Annotated in this window: 12 protein-coding genes and 2 pseudogenes; 5 read left to right on the forward strand and 9 right to left on the reverse strand. The window is 66.4% G+C overall.

Going from position 1 to position 16476, the window contains the following annotated elements; genetic code table 11:
* Positions 1–86: 86 nt before the first annotated feature.
* The 6 genes and pseudogenes from CKW46_RS18760 to CKW46_RS18785 form a co-directional block, all read right to left on the reverse strand.
* Positions 87–1877 carry a PE family protein gene (locus tag CKW46_RS18760; RefSeq protein ID WP_482052251.1) on the reverse strand — a complete coding sequence of 597 codons (1791 nt, stop codon included), beginning with the start codon at positions 1875–1877 and terminating at the stop codon, positions 87–89.
* 250 nt (positions 1878–2127) lie between these two features.
* A complete protein-coding gene (locus CKW46_RS18765) occupies positions 2128–4203 on the reverse strand; it encodes a peptidoglycan D,D-transpeptidase FtsI family protein (protein ID WP_015356142.1) in 2076 nt (691 codons plus the stop codon).
* Positions 4200–5471, reverse strand: coding sequence for a cell division protein FtsL (gene ftsL / locus CKW46_RS18770; RefSeq protein WP_482052252.1), 1272 nt, complete (start codon positions 5469–5471; stop codon positions 4200–4202). Before ftsL ends, CKW46_RS18765 begins: the two co-directional genes overlap by 4 nt.
* A complete protein-coding gene (gene rsmH, locus CKW46_RS18775) occupies positions 5468–6655 on the reverse strand; it encodes a 16S rRNA (cytosine(1402)-N(4))-methyltransferase RsmH (protein ID WP_086085356.1) in 1188 nt (395 codons plus the stop codon). Before rsmH ends, ftsL begins: the two co-directional genes overlap by 4 nt.
* A 1-nt stretch (position 6656) precedes the next feature.
* Positions 6657–7087: pseudogene (gene mraZ / locus CKW46_RS18780) on the reverse strand (division/cell wall cluster transcriptional repressor MraZ).
* A 397-nt stretch (positions 7088–7484) separates the two neighbouring features.
* Positions 7485–7889 (reverse strand): SCO2097 family morphological protein, encoded by a 405-nt coding sequence (locus CKW46_RS18785; protein WP_117436085.1) that lies wholly within the window; start codon positions 7887–7889, stop codon positions 7485–7487.
* 302 nt (positions 7890–8191) lie between these two features.
* Here CKW46_RS18785 and CKW46_RS18790 point away from each other — a divergent pair, with 302 nt between their 5' ends.
* Both CKW46_RS18790 and lppM read left to right on the forward strand, forming a co-directional pair.
* Positions 8192–8830: a GNAT family N-acetyltransferase gene (locus CKW46_RS18790; RefSeq protein WP_011741274.1), complete on the forward strand. Its 639-nt coding sequence runs from the start codon at positions 8192–8194 to the stop codon at positions 8828–8830.
* 149 nt (positions 8831–8979) lie between these two features.
* Positions 8980–9627, forward strand: coding sequence for a lipoprotein LppM (lppM, locus tag CKW46_RS18795; RefSeq protein ID WP_015356146.1), 648 nt, complete (start codon positions 8980–8982; stop codon positions 9625–9627).
* A gap of 45 nt (positions 9628–9672) precedes the next feature.
* On the opposite strand, the gene CKW46_RS18800 is transcribed toward lppM, so the two are convergent.
* The gene (locus tag CKW46_RS18800) at positions 9673–10569 is read right to left on the reverse strand and encodes a mycobacterial-type methylenetetrahydrofolate reductase (protein ID WP_117436086.1); all 897 of its coding nucleotides are present in this window, start codon (positions 10567–10569) and stop codon (positions 9673–9675) included.
* A 285-nt stretch (positions 10570–10854) separates the two neighbouring features.
* Here CKW46_RS18800 and idsA2 point away from each other — a divergent pair, with 285 nt between their 5' ends.
* Both idsA2 and CKW46_RS18810 read left to right on the forward strand, forming a co-directional pair.
* Positions 10855–11913, forward strand: a complete 1059-nt coding sequence (gene idsA2, locus CKW46_RS18805; RefSeq protein ID WP_036426503.1) for a bifunctional (2E,6E)-farnesyl/geranyl diphosphate synthase — start codon at positions 10855–10857, stop codon at positions 11911–11913.
* Between the two features lie 4 nt (positions 11914–11917).
* Positions 11918–13498 carry an alpha-(1->6)-mannopyranosyltransferase A gene (locus tag CKW46_RS18810; RefSeq protein WP_117436088.1) on the forward strand — a complete coding sequence of 527 codons (1581 nt, stop codon included), beginning with the start codon at positions 11918–11920 and terminating at the stop codon, positions 13496–13498.
* A 37-nt stretch (positions 13499–13535) separates the two neighbouring features.
* On the opposite strand, the gene CKW46_RS18815 is transcribed toward CKW46_RS18810, so the two are convergent.
* Entirely contained in the window at positions 13536–13940 is a 405-nt protein-coding gene (locus CKW46_RS18815) for an Rv2175c family DNA-binding protein (protein WP_011741279.1), read from the reverse strand.
* 150 nt (positions 13941–14090) lie between these two features.
* On the opposite strand from CKW46_RS18815, the gene CKW46_RS18820 reads away from it, so the two are divergent.
* The gene (locus CKW46_RS18820) at positions 14091–15326 is read left to right on the forward strand and encodes a protein kinase domain-containing protein (protein WP_482053443.1); all 1236 of its coding nucleotides are present in this window, start codon (positions 14091–14093) and stop codon (positions 15324–15326) included.
* Between the two features lie 132 nt (positions 15327–15458).
* Here the strand turns inward: CKW46_RS18820 and idsB are convergent.
* Positions 15459–16464, reverse strand: a pseudogene (idsB, locus tag CKW46_RS18825) (geranylgeranyl diphosphate synthase IdsB).
* Positions 16465–16476 lie beyond the last annotated feature (12 nt).

A 16476-nucleotide genomic window follows, 5' to 3' on the forward strand; every position in this document is an offset into this window, starting at 1 on the left:
GGCTAGGCCACATGAAAGCCGACCAGCAGCAGACGGCGGCGGCGCAATCAGCACCGGCAAGCCGCCGACAGGCACATCAGCGCACGTCAGCCCTGGGCGCCGGGCGAGCCGAATAGTCGACCGCCTCGCCCGCCGAAACCGCCGGTCGCTGGCGGTAGGCCGAACCCGCCGGTTCCGCCGGCCCCGCCGTTACCGAGCCAATCGGCGTTGCCACCGTCGCCGCCCAGCCCGCCAGCCGCGCTGCCGTCCCCACCGTCGCCGCCGGCCCCGCCATCACCCATCATCCCGGCTGCTCCGCCGCCACCACCGTTGCCGCCGGCACCGCTAGCGCCGGTTCCGCCAGCCCCTCCGGACCCGCCATTGCCGTACAACGACCCGCCATTCCCGCCGGCACCGGCATGTGCACCGAGTCCGCCGGACCCGCCGGCGCCGCCGGACCCGCCGTTACCGATCCAATCGGCGCTGGCACCGTTGCCGCCCAGGCCACCAGCGCCAGTACCGTCCCCTCCGTTGCCGCCCGCCCCGCCATCGCCGATCAACCCGGCTGCCCCGCCGCCGCCACCTTTTCCGCCGATGCCGCCGCCGCTGTTGATGAGACTATGCCCGCCGGTTCCACCGATCCCACCGCTTCCACCACTGCCAAACAGTCTCGCCGCTCCCCCGGTTCCGCCGACACCGCCCACACCACCGACGCCGGCGTTTCCACCACCGGTTCCGCCGGCCCCACCGGCTCCACCATCGCCGATCAGCCCACTGGTACCGCCGGCCCCTCCGTTCCCGCCGATACCGCCAGCACCGCCGATGCCTCCGCCGCTGTAGATCTGGATGCCCCCGGTGCCGCCGACCCCACCGGCCCCGCCGTCGCCGGACAACAACCCGCCGTTTCCGCCGGCCCCGCCGTTTCCGCCGGTCCCGCCGTCCCCGATTACTGTTGCGGTACCGCCGAAGCCACCGTCGCCGCCGGCCCCGCCATTGCCCCACAGCCCGGCGTTTCCCCCGTACCCTCCGGCAGCGCCGTTCGGCGTGGCCTGAGCCGTAACGAATTTATTATTTGCCCCGGCGTCGCCACCGCCGCCGCCATTGCCGAAAAGCAGCCCACCATGCCCGCCGTTACCACCGGCCCCCTCGAGTGCCCCCAGTCGAGAGAAATTCTGATCGTAATCATAGGTAGCGCCGCCGTTGCCGCCGGCTCCGCCGTCACCCCACAGCCCAGCGTTGCCACCCGCACCACCAACCCCGCCCGCTGTGTAGTCCCCAGCGGCGGCCCTGCCTAGCCCGCCGGCCCCACCGTTGCCGTAGAGCCATCCACCGTTGCCCCCGGCACCCCCAGCTCCTCCGGCCCAGCCACTGCCTCCAGCCCCGCCATTGCCGATCAACCCCGCCGCGCCCCCGTTACCACCTGCCTCAGCGGTGGCGCCGCTGGTGTAGCTGTAGCCGGCCCCACCATTGCCGTACAACAACCCCCCAGCCCCACCATTAGGGCTGGCCGCGGTTCCCGCCGCCCCATCACCGATCAGTGGGCGCCCCAACAACGCTTGCGCGGGCGCATTGACCACCCCCAACACACCCTGCTCAACACCCTGCAACGGCGATAAGTTGGCCACCTCCGCGGCCGCATACGCGCCCCCCGCATTGGTCAACGCCTGCAAAAACTGGGCATGAAACGCATTCGCCTGAGCGCTGAGCGTCTGATAAGCCTGTCCATGACCGGAAAACAACGCCGCCATCGCCACCGACACCTCATCAGCACCCGCTGCCAACACCCCGGCCGTCGGGGCCGCCACCGACATATTGGCCGCCTGCAGGCTCGACCCGATCACCCCAACATCCGACGCAGCCGCGGCCAGTGCCTCCTGAGTTACCGACACGAAAGACATCGCTAAATCCCCTCACGCAAGTCCGATGCCGGTTAGCGGGCGACCCGGATGGACAGGTCGACCGAGTTCTGACATCACGCAATTCCCGATTGCCAGAACTTTACATTCAATGCCGAATGTAAACCGCAGTTTCTGATATTTGACTGATTCCAGTGAGGCATGGCGGCCAGCATTCTCCCTAGCGGTCGCGACACGAGCCGGCGCACCTAGGCGTTGCGCTGGTTCAGTGGTGGGTCTCGGCAGCAGGTTCCTAGGTGGCCTGCAGCAGCAGGGGCGGCCCCGGGTCCGCGGACAGCGGCACGTTCTCGCGCTGCATCAGCCACGCAGCGATGTTGTGGAACAGCGGCGCCGACGAGTGACCGGCGGTTCCATCGGAGTTGCGTTCCGGGTTGTCCAGCATCAGGCCGATGACGTAGCGAGGATTGTCGACGGTGGCCAGTCCCGCGAAGGTGATCCAGTACACGTTGTCGAAATAGCAGCCACATGCCGGGTTGATCTGCTGCGCGGTTCCGGTCTTGCCCGCCATCTGGTAGCCCGGCACCGCGGCGGCGGTTCCGGTGCCCTGCTGATAGCCCATCGGGTCGCGCTGGACGACCGCGCGCAGCATCTCGCGCACGGTTTGAGCGGTCTGCGCCGACACCACCCTGATGCCCTCGGGCCGTGGCTCTTCGGTACGCGTTCCGTCGGCGGCGATGGTCGCCTTGATGATCCGCGGCGGTATCCGCACCCCGTCGTTGGCAATCGCCTGGTACATGCCGGCCATTTGCAGCAGTGTCATCGAAAGCCCTTGGCCGATCGGCAGGTTCGCGAACGTGCTGCCCGACCACTGGTCGAGCGGCGGCACCAGGCCGGCGCTTTCGCCGGGCAATCCGACACCGGTGCGCTGGCCCAGACCGAACTTGCCGACCATGTCGTAAAAACGTTCCGGGCCGACCCGCTGCGCGAGCATCAGGGTGCCCACGTTCGAAGACTTCCCGAACACCCCGGTCGTGGTGTAGGGCATGACACCGTGGCCCCAGGCGTCGTGCACGGTAACGCCGCCCATTTGGATCGTGCCGGGCACCTGTAGCACTTCGTCGGGGGTGCTCAGCCCGTACTCGATGACCGAGGCCGCGGCGATGATCTTGTTTACCGAACCCGGCTCAAAAGGCGATGACACCACCAGATTGCCGAGTTGGCGGTCGCCCTGGCGGCCGATGTCTTGAGACGGGTCGAAGGTGTTGTCGTTGGCCATGGCAAGGACTTCGCCGGTCTGGGCGTCCAGGACCACCGCCGAGGCGTTGCGGGCTCCGGACAAGTTCTTCGCCTGCTGCACCTGTTGCTGCACGTAGAACTGGATGTCGTTGTCCAGGGTCAGCTGGACGGTGGACCCGTGCACCGCTTTGTGCCGGTTGCGATAGCTGCCGGGGATGACGACGCCGTCCGATCCCCGGTCGTAGGTCACCGACCCGTCGGTGCCGGCCAGCACCGCGTCAAGCGAGTCCTCCAGGCCGAGCAAACCATGGCCGTCCCAGTCGATGCCGCCCACGATATTGGCCGCCAACGATCCACCCGGGTATTGGCGCAGATCCTGGCGCTCCGAACCGACTTCGGGATACTTGTCGGTGATCGCGCTGGCGATAACCGGATCGACGGCGCGTGCCAGGTACACGAACGACTCGTTGCTCTGCAGCTTCTTGAGCAGGGTGGGCGCATCGGGCTTGTTGTTCAGCTTGCCCGCAACATCCTTCGCGATGTCCTTCAGCCGCTGCTGGGGGTCGGGCGCAGCCGGAGACTTCAGCTTGGCCTCCTCCAGCTGCTTGCGAATCCGCTTCGGCTGGAATGTCAGCGCACGTGCCTCGATGGTGAAGGCGAGCCGATCGTTGTGCCGGTCGACGATGGAGCCGCGCAACGCGGCTTCGACGTCGGTGACCTTCAGCTGACCAGCCGCCTGCGCACGCAGGTCCTCGGCATTTGATACCTGCAGAACGAACAGCTGGGTCGCCGCCACCAGCATCAGCACCAAGATCACCGCGTTTCCGGCTCGGTGCCGAAACACGAATGAAGCACCGCGGCTGGCAACTTCCACCGCCTGGCGGGTGCGCCGCTCCCGTGCCGACCGGCCGGGCGGGCCGACCTCAGTGCGCGCCGCCGGACGGGTCTTCTTGGCCTGTTTGGCTTGGGGCAGTCGCTTCGGTTCACGAACCTGCTTGGGCGAGCGGTCGGCCCGCGTCTTACCGGACGACCTGGGCTGGCGCGGTTCGTGGGCGCTATGCGCCTTGCCCGAGACCCGCCGTGACCGCGAGGACTGCGACGGACGAGCCTGCCGCGATTCGCCGCGGCTCACCGTGACACCCCTGGCGCCGCAGCAGCGGCTGGACCGGGCTGTATACCGCTAGCCGGAGCCGGAAGCGCTGGCACCGGCGCCGGTACCGCCGCCTGAGGAGCCACCGGAAGCCCGGCCGTCCCCGGCACCGGCGCAGCCAGTGGGGTCTGCGGGGCCACGGGGACGACCGCGACGGGCGGCGCCGTGACCGCTGGCACCGGTACCGGCACCTCAGCGGGCACCTGAGCGGGCACTGGTGCGGGCAACACGACCGGAGCCGGGGGAACTTGGACCGCCCCGGCCGCCGGTCCTGGCAACTGTCCCGGCCCGGTGACCGGACCCGCAACGCCAGGCAACTGGCCGGGAAGCGGCACCGGCCCCGGCGCCCCGGGTACCTGCCCCGGAATCTCGATCGGGGGCTGGCCCGGTAGGTGGTTGGTGCCGGCGCCAAGGGTCGACGAACCGTCTGGAGTGCGCGGCAACAGTTGCGGTCCCGTTCTGGGTAGCAACGCCGGATCGTCGGGACCCGGCATCACCCGCACCGGAACCTCGGGCGGCAACACGGCCGGCTTCGGAGGCGCCGGAGGACCTTCTTCGGGCAGCTTGCTGTTCAGCGGTGGCGGGGGTACACCATCAGCCGGCTTCGGGGTACCCACCACCACCCAGTTTCCGTCCGGAGCCTGAACCAGATGGGCGGTGTCCCGGGTGGGGATCATGCCCTGTTTGCGGGCCGCTTCGGCCAACGCGGGCGCGGATTCCGCCTCGCGCACATCGCGTTCCAGCGATTCCTTCTGCTGCTGCAGCATCCGGGTTCGCTCCCGAGCATGGCTGAGCTGATACGAACGCTCGGCCGCGTCGGTGGACAGCCACAAGGTGAGCCCCAGCCCCACCCCGAGCGAGCCGATCACCAACACCACAAACGGAACCCTGCTGAGCAGTGCGTGGGGACGCAGGTCCATCGAGGCCAGCCGGACCGCCATCCGCTCCGTCAGCTTGGGCCGGACGACCTTGGGTGCCTTGGCTTTCCGAGCCTTGGCCCGCGCTTTGGCTTGCCCGGTGTTCTTCGGCCGCGCCGGGCGCTCCGCGGGCCGCGGCATGGGTGTGGTCTGCGGTCCCGACATCGGGATCCGCGCCTCCCGGTTGGGCGCCTTCTTCTTTCCGGCCCGACCACGGCGCGACGCGTCAGCCGGTGTGCGCCTGGTGGTACGGGCGACCGAACCGTCGCGTCCGCCGCCACGATCGCCGCTTTGGCGTTTTCCAGGCACCCGAGCCTCGCGCTTCGCCTTCATGACTCGCCCTTCCCGGTTCCTTGTCGCGGTAGTGCCTCGAGCTCAAGCCGTTGCAACGCCCGCAATCGCACGGGCGCGCTGCGCGGGTTGTGTTCCACCTCGGCCGCATCCGCGCGTTCGGCGCCGTGGGTCAACGAGCGGAATCGCGGCCCATGGCCGGGAAGTTCAACCGGAAGGTCCACCGGTGTGCGCGAGGCGACCGCGTCGGCGAACACCCGCTTGACGATCCGGTCCTCCAGAGATTGGTAGGCCATGACGACAATCCGCCCGCCAACAGCAAGCGCGTCCATTGCGGCGGGGACGGCACTACGCAAGGAGCCCAGCTCGTCGTTGACCGCAATTCGCAGCGCCTGGAACGTGCGCTTGGCCGGATGTCCGCCGGTACGCCGCGCCGCAGCCGGAATCGCCTCGTAGAGAAGAGCAACGAGTTCCGCGGTGGTGGTGAACGGCCTGTCGGCGCGCCTGCGGATGATGCGGGCCGCGATGCGGCGCGCGAACCGCTCCTCGCCGTAGCGGTGCAGGATATCGGCCAGTGCCGCCTCGTCGTAGGTATTGATGATGTCGGCCGCCGACAGCGCTGACTGCGGATTCATTCGCATGTCCAGCGGGGCGTCCTTGGAATAGGCGAAGCCTCGTTCGGCCTGGTCGAGCTGCATCGACGAGACGCCCAGGTCGAATAGCGCGCCGTCGATCGATTGCGCTGCGCCATAACCCAGTTCGGTCAACGCCGAGGCCAGACCGTCGTAGCGCGTGTGCACCAGCGTGACCCGGTCGGCGAAGCGCGCCAATCGAGTCCGGACGATCTCGAGGGCACTGGGATCACGGTCGAGCCCGATCAGTCGCAAACCCGGCAGCTCCGTCAAGAACCGCTCCGCGTGTCCACCCGCGCCGATAGTGGCGTCGACCAGAACCGCCTCCGACCCGTCCGCGTGGTGGCGAGTCAGCGCGGGCCTGAGCAGTTCGACGCAGCGTTGCGCCAGCACGGGCACATGGTGGAAGTCATTGAAGCCGGGTTCCGTCGGGCCGTCAGCCACCGCGACACCTCCCCTGGTTGGGGCCGGGCAATCCTCGCCTACCAGGCGCAATGCCCCTGCGCCGAGGTCCCTGTCCGAAGGCACGAACCTGGCGTTGGGGAAGTACGCCAGGGTCGGTTCGGGCAGAGACCACGGTGCACGGACATGCACCTCAGAAAATGTCGCCGAGTGCTTCATCGCTGGCCGCGGAGAAGTTCTCTTCATGGAGTTGCTGGTACTCGTGCCAGGCCTGCGCATCCCAGATTTCGAGATAGTCAACCGCTCCGATCACCACGCAGTCCTTGGTGAGGCCCGCATAGCGGCGGTGGTCGGCCGACAACGTGATGCGGCCCTGGCTGTCGGGATGCTGTTCATCGGTGCCGGCGGCGAGGTTACGCAGGAAGGCTCGCGCTTCGGGGTTGCTGCGCGGCGCCTTGCTGGCCCGGCGAGCCAATTGCTCGAACTCCGACCGGGGTAGACAGCAAGGCTGTGATCTTGGCTCTTGGTGACCATCAACCCCCCTGCCAATGCGTCGCGAAACTTGGCCGGCAGCGTTAGCCGCCCCTTGTCATCGAGTTTGGGCGTGTAGGTGCCGAGAAACACTAGGCCACCTCCAGCCAGAGTCACTCTGCTCACCCAAACACTTCAGCCACCATACCCCACAATCCCCCACTTCGCCCCATTGCCAGGGTTTCGCGCCCATGTTTTTCCACTGATCTACCACTTCGGTATGAAGCCCTACCGCCACCACCCCCATGTAGAGGGTCTAAGGAGTGACAAAGCCGCATTTCAGAGGCATCCAGGCCGAGAATGGGGGCCAAGTGGGGCATATGCGACACGCCGATCGGTCACAGATGGGGATCGGTACGGACTATCCGCCGTAATTGCCCAGTTCGTGGGTGCGCACGGGGAAAAGGGCAAACCCGCACCGGGCAGCCCAGCGCACCGCGGCACAAAAAAGGGGCGGCCGTGGGCCGCCCCGCCTTGTTCAGATATTTGCCTACTCGTCGAAACGGCGGCGGAACCGATCCTCCATACGACTGGTGAACGAGCCGCCCGACCCCTTGCCGCGGCGCTGACGCGATGTGCCAGACGCCGGCCGGGAGTGATCCACCCGACCCGACAACCGCGGGCCAGAAATGGCGAACACCACGCCGCCAAACATGACGACGAAGCCGAACACACTCAAAATCGGGAAGCTTCCGATCATCGTGGCCTTGAACGCCACACCGGAGACCAGCATCGCCAGACCGATGACGAACAACGCCGCGCCCTGTAACGGCCGGCGCGCTGTCGGTGCACGGAAACCCCCGCCACGGACGCTCGAGGCGAATTTGGGGTCTTCGGCGTAGAGAGCGCTCTCGATCTGCTCGAGCATCCGCTGCTCATGATCGGAGAGTGGCATTCGTCCCTCCTTGCCGACAGCTGTCACGTAACTACCGATAGCAACGCGGATGCCCGTTGTGCGGGCAACTAACTCAGATGATACGAGCTGAATCCGTGCGGTACCACTGGCTCGCCGGCGATTCTATCCTGGCGTCATCAATGCGCACGAATGGGTGGGAGTACCGCTGCGATGCAACCCATCACAATTGCCCCGTCGACTCCGGGTCGATCACCATCCAACCGCTCGCTGAGCTACTGGCGCGTGGTCAGATACTGGTGCTGAAGCATCGCACCAAACAACCACGAGGAGGGCAGCCCGCGTTGACGATCTTCGTCATTGATCTGCCGCCGGACGAGATGGAGCGCCGCCTCAGGGAGGCCTTGACGGTCTACGTCGACGCGATGCGTTACCCCAGAGGCACCGAAAACCAGCGCGCTGCCATGTGGCTGGAACACGTCCGACGCAGCGGCTGGAAGGCGGTGGCCGCGGTTGACGTACCGCAAACACAGCCATCAACGCAGCTCCCCGACATCATTGGCGCCGATCCCAACCACGAGTTGCCGGCCGCAGATCTGGCCAACGCTCCGATGGTCGGGGTGGCCTACGGCTATCCCGGAGCACCCGGTCAATGGTGGCAACAGCAGGTCGTTTTGGGCCTGCAACGCCGCGGTTTTCCGATGCACGCGATCGCTCGGGTGATGAGCAGCTACTTCGAGCTAACGGAGTTGCATATCCATCCGAACGCCCAAGGCCGGGGCATCGGAGAGGCGCTCACCCGTCGGCTTCTGGCCGGCCGCGGCGAGGAGAGCGTCTTGCTCTCCACTCCGGAAAGCAATGGCGAGGACAATCGAGCGTGGCGGCTGTATCGGCGGCTGGGATTCACCGACATCCTCCGCGGCTATTACTTCGCCGGCGATCCGCGCGCATTCGCAATCCTGGGCCGCGCGCTTCCCCTGTAGGCCCCGGCGGCACCCGAACCGGCGGACAGGTTGCCGTACCAACCCACCGGGTCTGGCACGATGACCAGGTGCGTGCCAGCTCTCCCCCACTTTCAGCCCCAGCTGCCCCAGCGTTGCGCGCCCGACGACGGCGGTTGCTGGCAATCGCAATGCTATTGATGCTGGTGCCGCTTGCCACCGGGTGCCTGCGGGTCCGAGCGTCGATCACCATCTCGCCCGAGGACCTGGTGTCCGGGGAGATCATCGCGGCGGCAAAACCGAAGAACAACAAGGACACCGGGCCCCAGCTGGACAGCGACAACGTCGCGTTCAGCCAGAAGGTCGCGGTCTCCAACTACGACAGCGACGGCTACGTGGGATCGCAGGCGGTGTTCTCCGATCTCACCTTCGCCGAACTGCCTCAGCTGGCCAACATGAATCCCGACGCCGCCGGAGTGAACCTGTCGCTGCGCCGCAACGGCAACATGGTGATTCTCGAGGGCCGCGTCGATCTGACGTCGGTGACCGATGCCGATGCCGAGGTCGAGCTGACCGTTGCGTTCCCTGGCACCGTGACGTCCACCAACGGCGATCGCATCGAGCCCGAAGTGGTGCAGTGGAAACTCAAGCCGGGTGTGGTCAGCACCATGAACGCTCAGGCGCGCTACACCGATCCCAACACCCGGTCCTTCACCGCGGCAGGCATCTGGCTCGCCATCGCGTCGTTCGCCGCCGCCGGGGTGGTGGCGGCGCTGGCTTGGGTCAGCCGGGACCGCTCCCCGCGATTCACAGCCCCCGGCGATCAGCCGCCAAGCTAAGCGCGCTCGACTCGACGCCGCCGGGGCCCGGTGCCGCCGAACGGGCTAGCCGTGTGTGTCGGGCGCCCAGTAGGCGAGCATTTCCGCGAAGGTCTGGAAAGCGGCCGGAGACACCCCGTAGGTCGCCTCGAAATGGATGCTGAGCGGGAAGCCCAGACCGACGACGCCGTCCATTATCCGCTTGTACAGGTCGACCATGAGCTGGCGCTTCTGAGCAGGTTCGCTCGCGGCCAGGCGCTTGACGAACTCCTGTTCCACGGCCACCGCAGGGTTGCCGGGATCCTGGATCAGCCAGTTGATCAGGCCGACGCGGCTTTCGACTTTCGGGATGAAGCCAAACGAGAGCAGCAGCTCGGGCCGGTGGTCGGTGCTGTCGGCAAATTCGGTGAGAAACTTGACGATGGCGTCCGAATACAGCAGCTGGGTCATGCCGTAGGTGGCGCCCTGGTTGCACTTGAAATTGAGCCGGCCCTGTTCGCCGTCTCGGGTGGGAATCACGATCACACCGCGGTTGGGCAGCAAGTCACGATAAATCGACAACGCGTCGGTGGGTGCAACCCCGGAGCCTTCCCCGTCGTTCATGGTGCGCGGCACGCCGACAAAGACCACGCCCTCCATACCGGCGTCAGACAAATCCACCAGCCGGCGACGCAGGGCCGCTTCGTCGGTAAACGCGGTTACTTGCGTACACAAGCCGTTGATCCCCGGCATTTCGGGTTTGATGATCTGCCAGAAGTCGAGCACGTCGAGCTTCTGCTGCATCGGCACCGGCCGATCGTCGTCTTCGGCGATCATCCCGGGGATCATCACGTGCCGCAGACGGCCGTCCAGCCCGAAGTCCGCCGAGTACTGCACCACTTTGCGCGCATCTTCCAATGCCCGTTCCTTGCCGCCATCGACATTGGGCGGCACCAGCTCAAGCGCGATCGTGCGTAGGGTCACACAGCTCCCCTTTGTTTTGACGATTATTCTCTGCCCGTTGCCAGGCGGCGCCACACCGCGCACAGGGGATCCGGGTCGCGCGGAGCCGCAAAACCCAGGTCACTTCCAACAGCATAGGTGTGGGTTAGTCAGTTAGGCGAAGCAACTTGTGGGGTCAACCCGCGCCGCAACCCTAAAAGACCAACACCCGCCGCCTGCGCTGTGGCCTAATACACTGTCGGGCCAGAGACAAGCCGAGCAGAAAGGGGCGCCGCGCTGAGCGTCGACGCATCGGCAACCGAAGAGCTGGCCGGCGCCATCACCGACCAACTGCGACTGTACTTGCGTGATCGTCGCAGCCAGGCGGCCTACATCGGCGACGACTACGGCGCCTTGACCGCATGGCTGGAAGAGTTCGTGCTCTCCGGGGGCAAGCGGCTAAGGCCGATTTTCGCTTATCGGGGCTGGCAGGCCGTGACAACCGAAGATCCCGACCCGGATCTACTGTTGTTGTTTTCTGCGCTGGAGCTGCTACATGCCTGGGCGTTGATACATGACGACGTCATCGACGCCTCGTCAACGCGGCGCGGCCGGCCAACGGCCCACATACACTTCGCGGCGCTACACCGGGACCGGAACTGGCTCGGCCCAGCACAGCAATTCGGGATCTCGGCAGCGATCCTGATCGGCGATGTGGCACAGGCCTGGGCCGACGACATCATTTCGCGGGTTTCCCAGTCAAGCCTGTCACCCGACGCGCAACGGCGGGTCCAGCGCGTCTGGTCGGATATCCGCACCGAGGTGCTGGGCGGGCAATACCTTGACATCGTGGCCGAAGCCAGCGCGGCCGATTCCATTACGTCGGCAATGACTGTCGCAACCTTCAAAACCGCCTGCTACACGGTCTCGAGGCCGTTGCAGCTGGGGGCGGCCGCGGCCGCCGACCGGCCCGATGTCCAGGAGGCGTTCCACCAGTTCGGAACCGATCTCGGAGTCGCGTTTCAGCTGCGCGACGACGTGCTGGGGGTGTTCGGCGACCCGGCAGTGACGGGAAAGCCATCCGGCGACGACCTGAGGTCGGGAAAGCGCACGGTGTTGATCGCCGAGGCGGCCGCGCTGGCGGACAGGTCGGACCCGAAGGCCGCCAACTTGTTGCGGTCCGCGGTCGGCAGTGAGCTCACCGACTCGCAGGTGGGCGAGCTGCGCGAGGTGATCGTGCGGGTCGGGGCCCTTGCGGCCGCCGAGAACCGGATCGCCGGGCTCACCCGGCGCGCACTTGCCACACTCGAGTCCATACCCATCAATGCCAGCGCCAAAGCCGGCTTGTCCGCGCTGGCCCGGACGGCCACGGACCGGTCGGCCTGAACCAATGACAAGTCCAACACCCACTCCGGAAGCCCTCTCTGTGACAAAAATGTCTGTTAGGCAACGCCTTTCGCGGATTCGAGAGTTTGCGTCCTCCCCCCAGGCCGGGCCTGCGCGGCTGGGGCTGCTGGGTGCGGTGCTGATCACCGTCGGCGGGCTGGGAGCGGGCAGCATCCGCCAGCACGATCCACTGCTGGAATCCATCCACATGTCCTGGCTGCGCTTCGGTCACGGGCTGGTGCTGTCATCGATCGTTTTGTGGCTGAGCGTTGGTCTCATGCTGATCGCCTGGCTGCGATTGGGGCGAGGGGTCCTCGCCGGCCAAGCCAGCGAGTTCACCATGCGGGCCACCACGGCGTTCTGGTTGGCGCCCCTGTTGCTTTCGGTGCCCATCTTCAGCCGGGACACCTACTCCTACCTCGCCCAGGGGGCACTGCTCCGCGACGGCCTGGACCCCTACGCCGTCGGCCCGGTTGCCAACGCGAATTCGCTGCTCAACGACGTAAGTCCGATCTGGACGATCACGACCGCACCGTACGGTCCGGCATTCATCCTGGTGGCAAAGGTCGTCACCATGATCGTCGGCAACAACGTTGTCGCAGGAACCATGCTGCTGCGTTTGTGCATGCTGCCCGGGTTGGCCCTACTGATCTGGGCGACCCCGCGCCTGGCTCACCATCTCGGGGCCGACAGCCCAACCGCAATGTGGATCTGTGTTCTCAACCCATTGGTCCTGATTCATCTGATGGGCGGGGTGCACAACGAGATGCTGATGGTGGGCCTGATGGCCGCCGGTATCGCATTAACCCTGCAACGCCACCATGTTGCGGGTATCGCGCTGATCACGGTCGCCGTCGCGGTCAAGGCGACGGCCGGGCTGGCACTGCCCTTCCTGTTCTGGGTATGGATGCGCCATCTACACGAGCGCCGGGGGTATCGGCCGGCTCATGCCTTCCTGGTGGCCGCCGCCGCCTCGCTACTGGTTTTTCTTGCCGTGTTCTCGGTGTTGTCCGCGGTGGCCCGGGTGGGGCTCGGGTGGCTCACTGCGCTGGCCGGTTCGGTCAAGATCATCAACTGGCTGACCCTGCCGACCGGGGCGGCCAACCTGATCCATGCCCTGGGCAGGAACTTCTTCACGCTCGACTTCTACACCTTGCTGCACGTCACCCGACTCATCGGAATCGCGATCATCGCCGTATCGCTCCCGCTGCTGTGGTGGCGGTTCCGGCGCGACGACCGGGCCGCATTGACCGGCATCGCGTGGTCGATGCTCATCGTGGTGCTGTTCGTACCAGCCGCCCTGCCTTGGTATTACTCCTGGCCGCTGGCCGTCGCGGCGCCGCTGGCGCAGTCCCGGCGATCGATGGCGGCCATCGCCGGGATTTCGACCTGGATCATGGTGATCTTTAAGCCCGACGGATCACACGGGATGTACTCCTGGCTGCACTTCTGGATCGCCACAGGCTGCGCACTGGCCGCGTGGTACGCGCTCTACCGCGCGCCCGACCTGCGCACCCGGCCTGGCGAGACACCGGCCGACGAGCCCGCGGCGCCCCTCGATATGGGCACCAAGGACCCTCAGTAGGGCTCAGCGAGCCTCAGACGGCCTGGATCGAGCCTTCTTAGTAGGCCATGGCCTGCGCGCGGCGGACGACTTCACGAGCCTGGTGAGCATGGAGCGCGTCGACGGGGCGCGCGTTGCTCACCGCGTCGCGTGAGCCGTCGCGTGTGACGGTCAACGACGGGTCCGGCGTAAACAACCACCGGATGATCTCGGTGTCGTGGTATCCGCCGTCATGCAGGATCGTCAACAACCCTGGCAAGCTCTTGACCACCTGACCTGAGCTGGTGAAAAAGACCTGCGGCACGACCACACCCCCCTCGCGCCGCACCGCGACAAGGTGGCCTTCGCGCAACTGCTGATGCACCTTGCTGACCGGAACGCCGAGAAGTTCGGCGACCCGAGACAGGTCATAGGTTGGTTCGTCGGGGTCCAGGACGTCGTCGCCGGCCGGAATACTGCCCACCGCGCCAGTGTAGAACCTGGCAAGCTGGCGGGTGTGCGCGTTGCGGCTACGTTGCGCCCTGCGATTCGCGGCGCAACCTAGGATGGCTCAGTGGCTCGAGCTGAATTCCCCGGCTCCTTCGCAGACCGTGTCGGCCCGCATCGGGGCCGAATTGAAGCCGGGATTGGGGACCAATTGGACGGCGCGCTGTTGGATGGCCGTTACCTGGTCGGGGCCAGGATCGCCAGCGGCGGAACCTCGACGGTCTACCGCGGCCTGGACGTTCGCCTCGATCGCCCGGTCGCGCTGAAGGTGATTGACTCCCGCTATGCGGGCGATCAGCAATTCCTCACCCGCTTTCAGCTCGAGGCCCGCACGGTCGCCCGGCTGAAGAACCCCGGCTTGATCGCCGTCTACGACCAGGGCTTAGATGCGCGGCATCCATTTCTGGTGATGGAGCTCATCGAAGGCGGCACCCTGCGGGAGCTGCTGAGCGAACGTGGCCCGATGCCGCCCCATGCCGTCGCGGCGGTGCTGCGCCCGGTGCTTGGTGGACTGGCGACCGCGCACCGAGCCGGCTTGGTCCACCGCGACGTCAAGCCGGAGAACATCCTGATCTCCGATGACGGTGACGTGAAAATCGCGGACTTCGGGCTGGTCCGTGCCGTCGCAGCGGCTGGGATCACCTCCACCAGCGTCATTTTGGGCACCGCAGCCTATCTGTCCCCGGAGCAGGTCCGCGACGGCAACGCCGGCCCCCGTAGTGACGTCTACTCCGCCGGCATCCTCACCTACGAACTGCTCACCGGCGCTACGCCGTTCACCGGTGACACGGCGTTGTCCATCGCGTATCAACGACTCGATCATGACGTGCGCCCCGCCAGCGCTGTGATCACGGGCGTTCCAACACAGTTCGATGAATTTGTGGCGTGCGCTACCGCCCGTGACCCGAGTGAACGGTACGCCGACGCGATCGAGATGGCGGCCGATCTGGACGCAATCGTGGAGGAGCTGGCGCTGCCCGAATTCCGGGTGCCGGCACCGCGCAACTCGGCACAGCACCGGTCGGCGGCGCTGCAGCACAGCCGAGTCAACCAACACCGGCCCTTCGAGGCCTCCGAGCAAGTCTCGGCCTCTCCGCACGGCCGCCAGCCGACGCGCGAGCTCCCCCGAGAACCCGAGAATCACAACGAGCCCCCCGGCTCCGACTTCGATGACGAATCCGACGAGTATGAATACGAGCCGGTGTCAGGGCAGTTCGCCGGAATCTCCCTGAACGAATTTGCCTGGGCACGACAGCGTGCCCGTCGCACCGTGCTGATCTGGGTGGCGGTGGTGCTGGCAATCACCGGGATGGTTGCGGCCGCGGCGTGGACGATCGGCAGCAACTTGAGCGGACTGCTGTAGTCGCGCAACACCACTGAGCGAGTTTCCTACGCCGGCGATCCGCTGACCACCCAGCACCGCCTGATCACCTATCGCGACCGATCACCAGTTGCGCCAAGCCGATCAGATCAGATCAGATCAGATCAGATCAGATCAGATCAGATCAGCCGAGCCTAGCTGGTCAGGCAACGCGGCAAGGGCGGCATCCATGAGTTCATCGGCATGCCGCCGAGCTGCCTTGCGCCCCCCCTGCGGCTTCGATCAGTTCACTCGCCCACGCCACATCATTGGCCGTCATCGGCTCCGTAGACCGATACAGCTCAGCCAGTTTGAGCGCCGCCGAGGAGCCGGACTCCAACGCCGCAATCACCGGCAGAGTCTTCTTGCGGCGGGCCAGATCGCTGCCGACCGGCTTGCCGGTGACAGATGGATCTCCCCAAATGCCGACGATGTCGTCGAGGATCTGAAAGGCCAGGCCCAGGTGGTAGCCTAACTACCGCATCGCCGATACCGTCAACGGATCCGCACCCGCGGTCAGCGCCCCCAGCTCACAGGCACACCCCATCAATCCCGCGGTCTTCCCGGCTGCCATCCGCAAGTACCCGTCGACCGTTACCCGCTTGGGCGTCTCGAAGTCACCATCATCGACCTGGCCGACACGCAAACCCAGAAACGACGACTCCAACGTCGCGATCGCGGTCATGGCAACCTCGGGCGCCAACATCTCGGCCAATACGCGACTACACAAGACGTGTAGCGCATCTCCGAACATGATCGCGCTGGTTTCTCCCCAGACCGTCCATACCGTCGCCCTGCCGCGGCGAGTGACATCGCGATCCATCACGTCGTCGTGAACCAGCGAGAAATTGTGCATCAACTCCACCGCCGCCGCCACCGGAGCCGCCGCACTCGCGTCACCGCAAGCGGCGGCTGCCCCGACCACCAAAGCGGCCCGCGTCGCCCGCCCTGACCAACCACCCGTCCCGGATCCGTTGACATCCCACCAGCCCAAGTGATACCCGGCCATGGTTGCCAACGGCTCAGCCAACCAGCCCACGGCTACCCGCATTACCGGATCGCACTCGCGCCGAGCCCGCGACAGCAGTATCCGACCCGCATCCGGTGGCGCATCTGGAACATCGGCCATGCCGAGCGACATCGACCACCTCCT

Source organism: Mycobacterium liflandii (assembly GCF_022354805.1).
Lineage (GTDB): Bacteria > Actinomycetota > Actinomycetes > Mycobacteriales > Mycobacteriaceae > Mycobacterium > Mycobacterium marinum.

Bases quoted from the DNA above. Each gene is read 5' to 3' on its own strand.
- CKW46_RS18760 (WP_482052251.1), bottom strand. From the start codon at position 1,877: ATGTCTTTCGTGTCGGTAACTCAGGAGGCACTGGCCGCGGCTGCGTCG.
- ftsL (WP_482052252.1), bottom strand. From the start codon at position 5,471: ATGAAGGCGAAGCGCGAGGCTCGGGTGCCTGGAAAACGCCAAAGCGGC.
- CKW46_RS18785 (WP_117436085.1), bottom strand. From the start codon at position 7,889: ATGCCACTCTCCGATCATGAGCAGCGGATGCTCGAGCAGATCGAGAGC.
- lppM (WP_015356146.1), top strand. From the start codon at position 8,980: ATGCTATTGATGCTGGTGCCGCTTGCCACCGGGTGCCTGCGGGTCCGA.
- CKW46_RS18810 (WP_117436088.1), top strand. From the start codon at position 11,918: ATGACAAGTCCAACACCCACTCCGGAAGCCCTCTCTGTGACAAAAATG.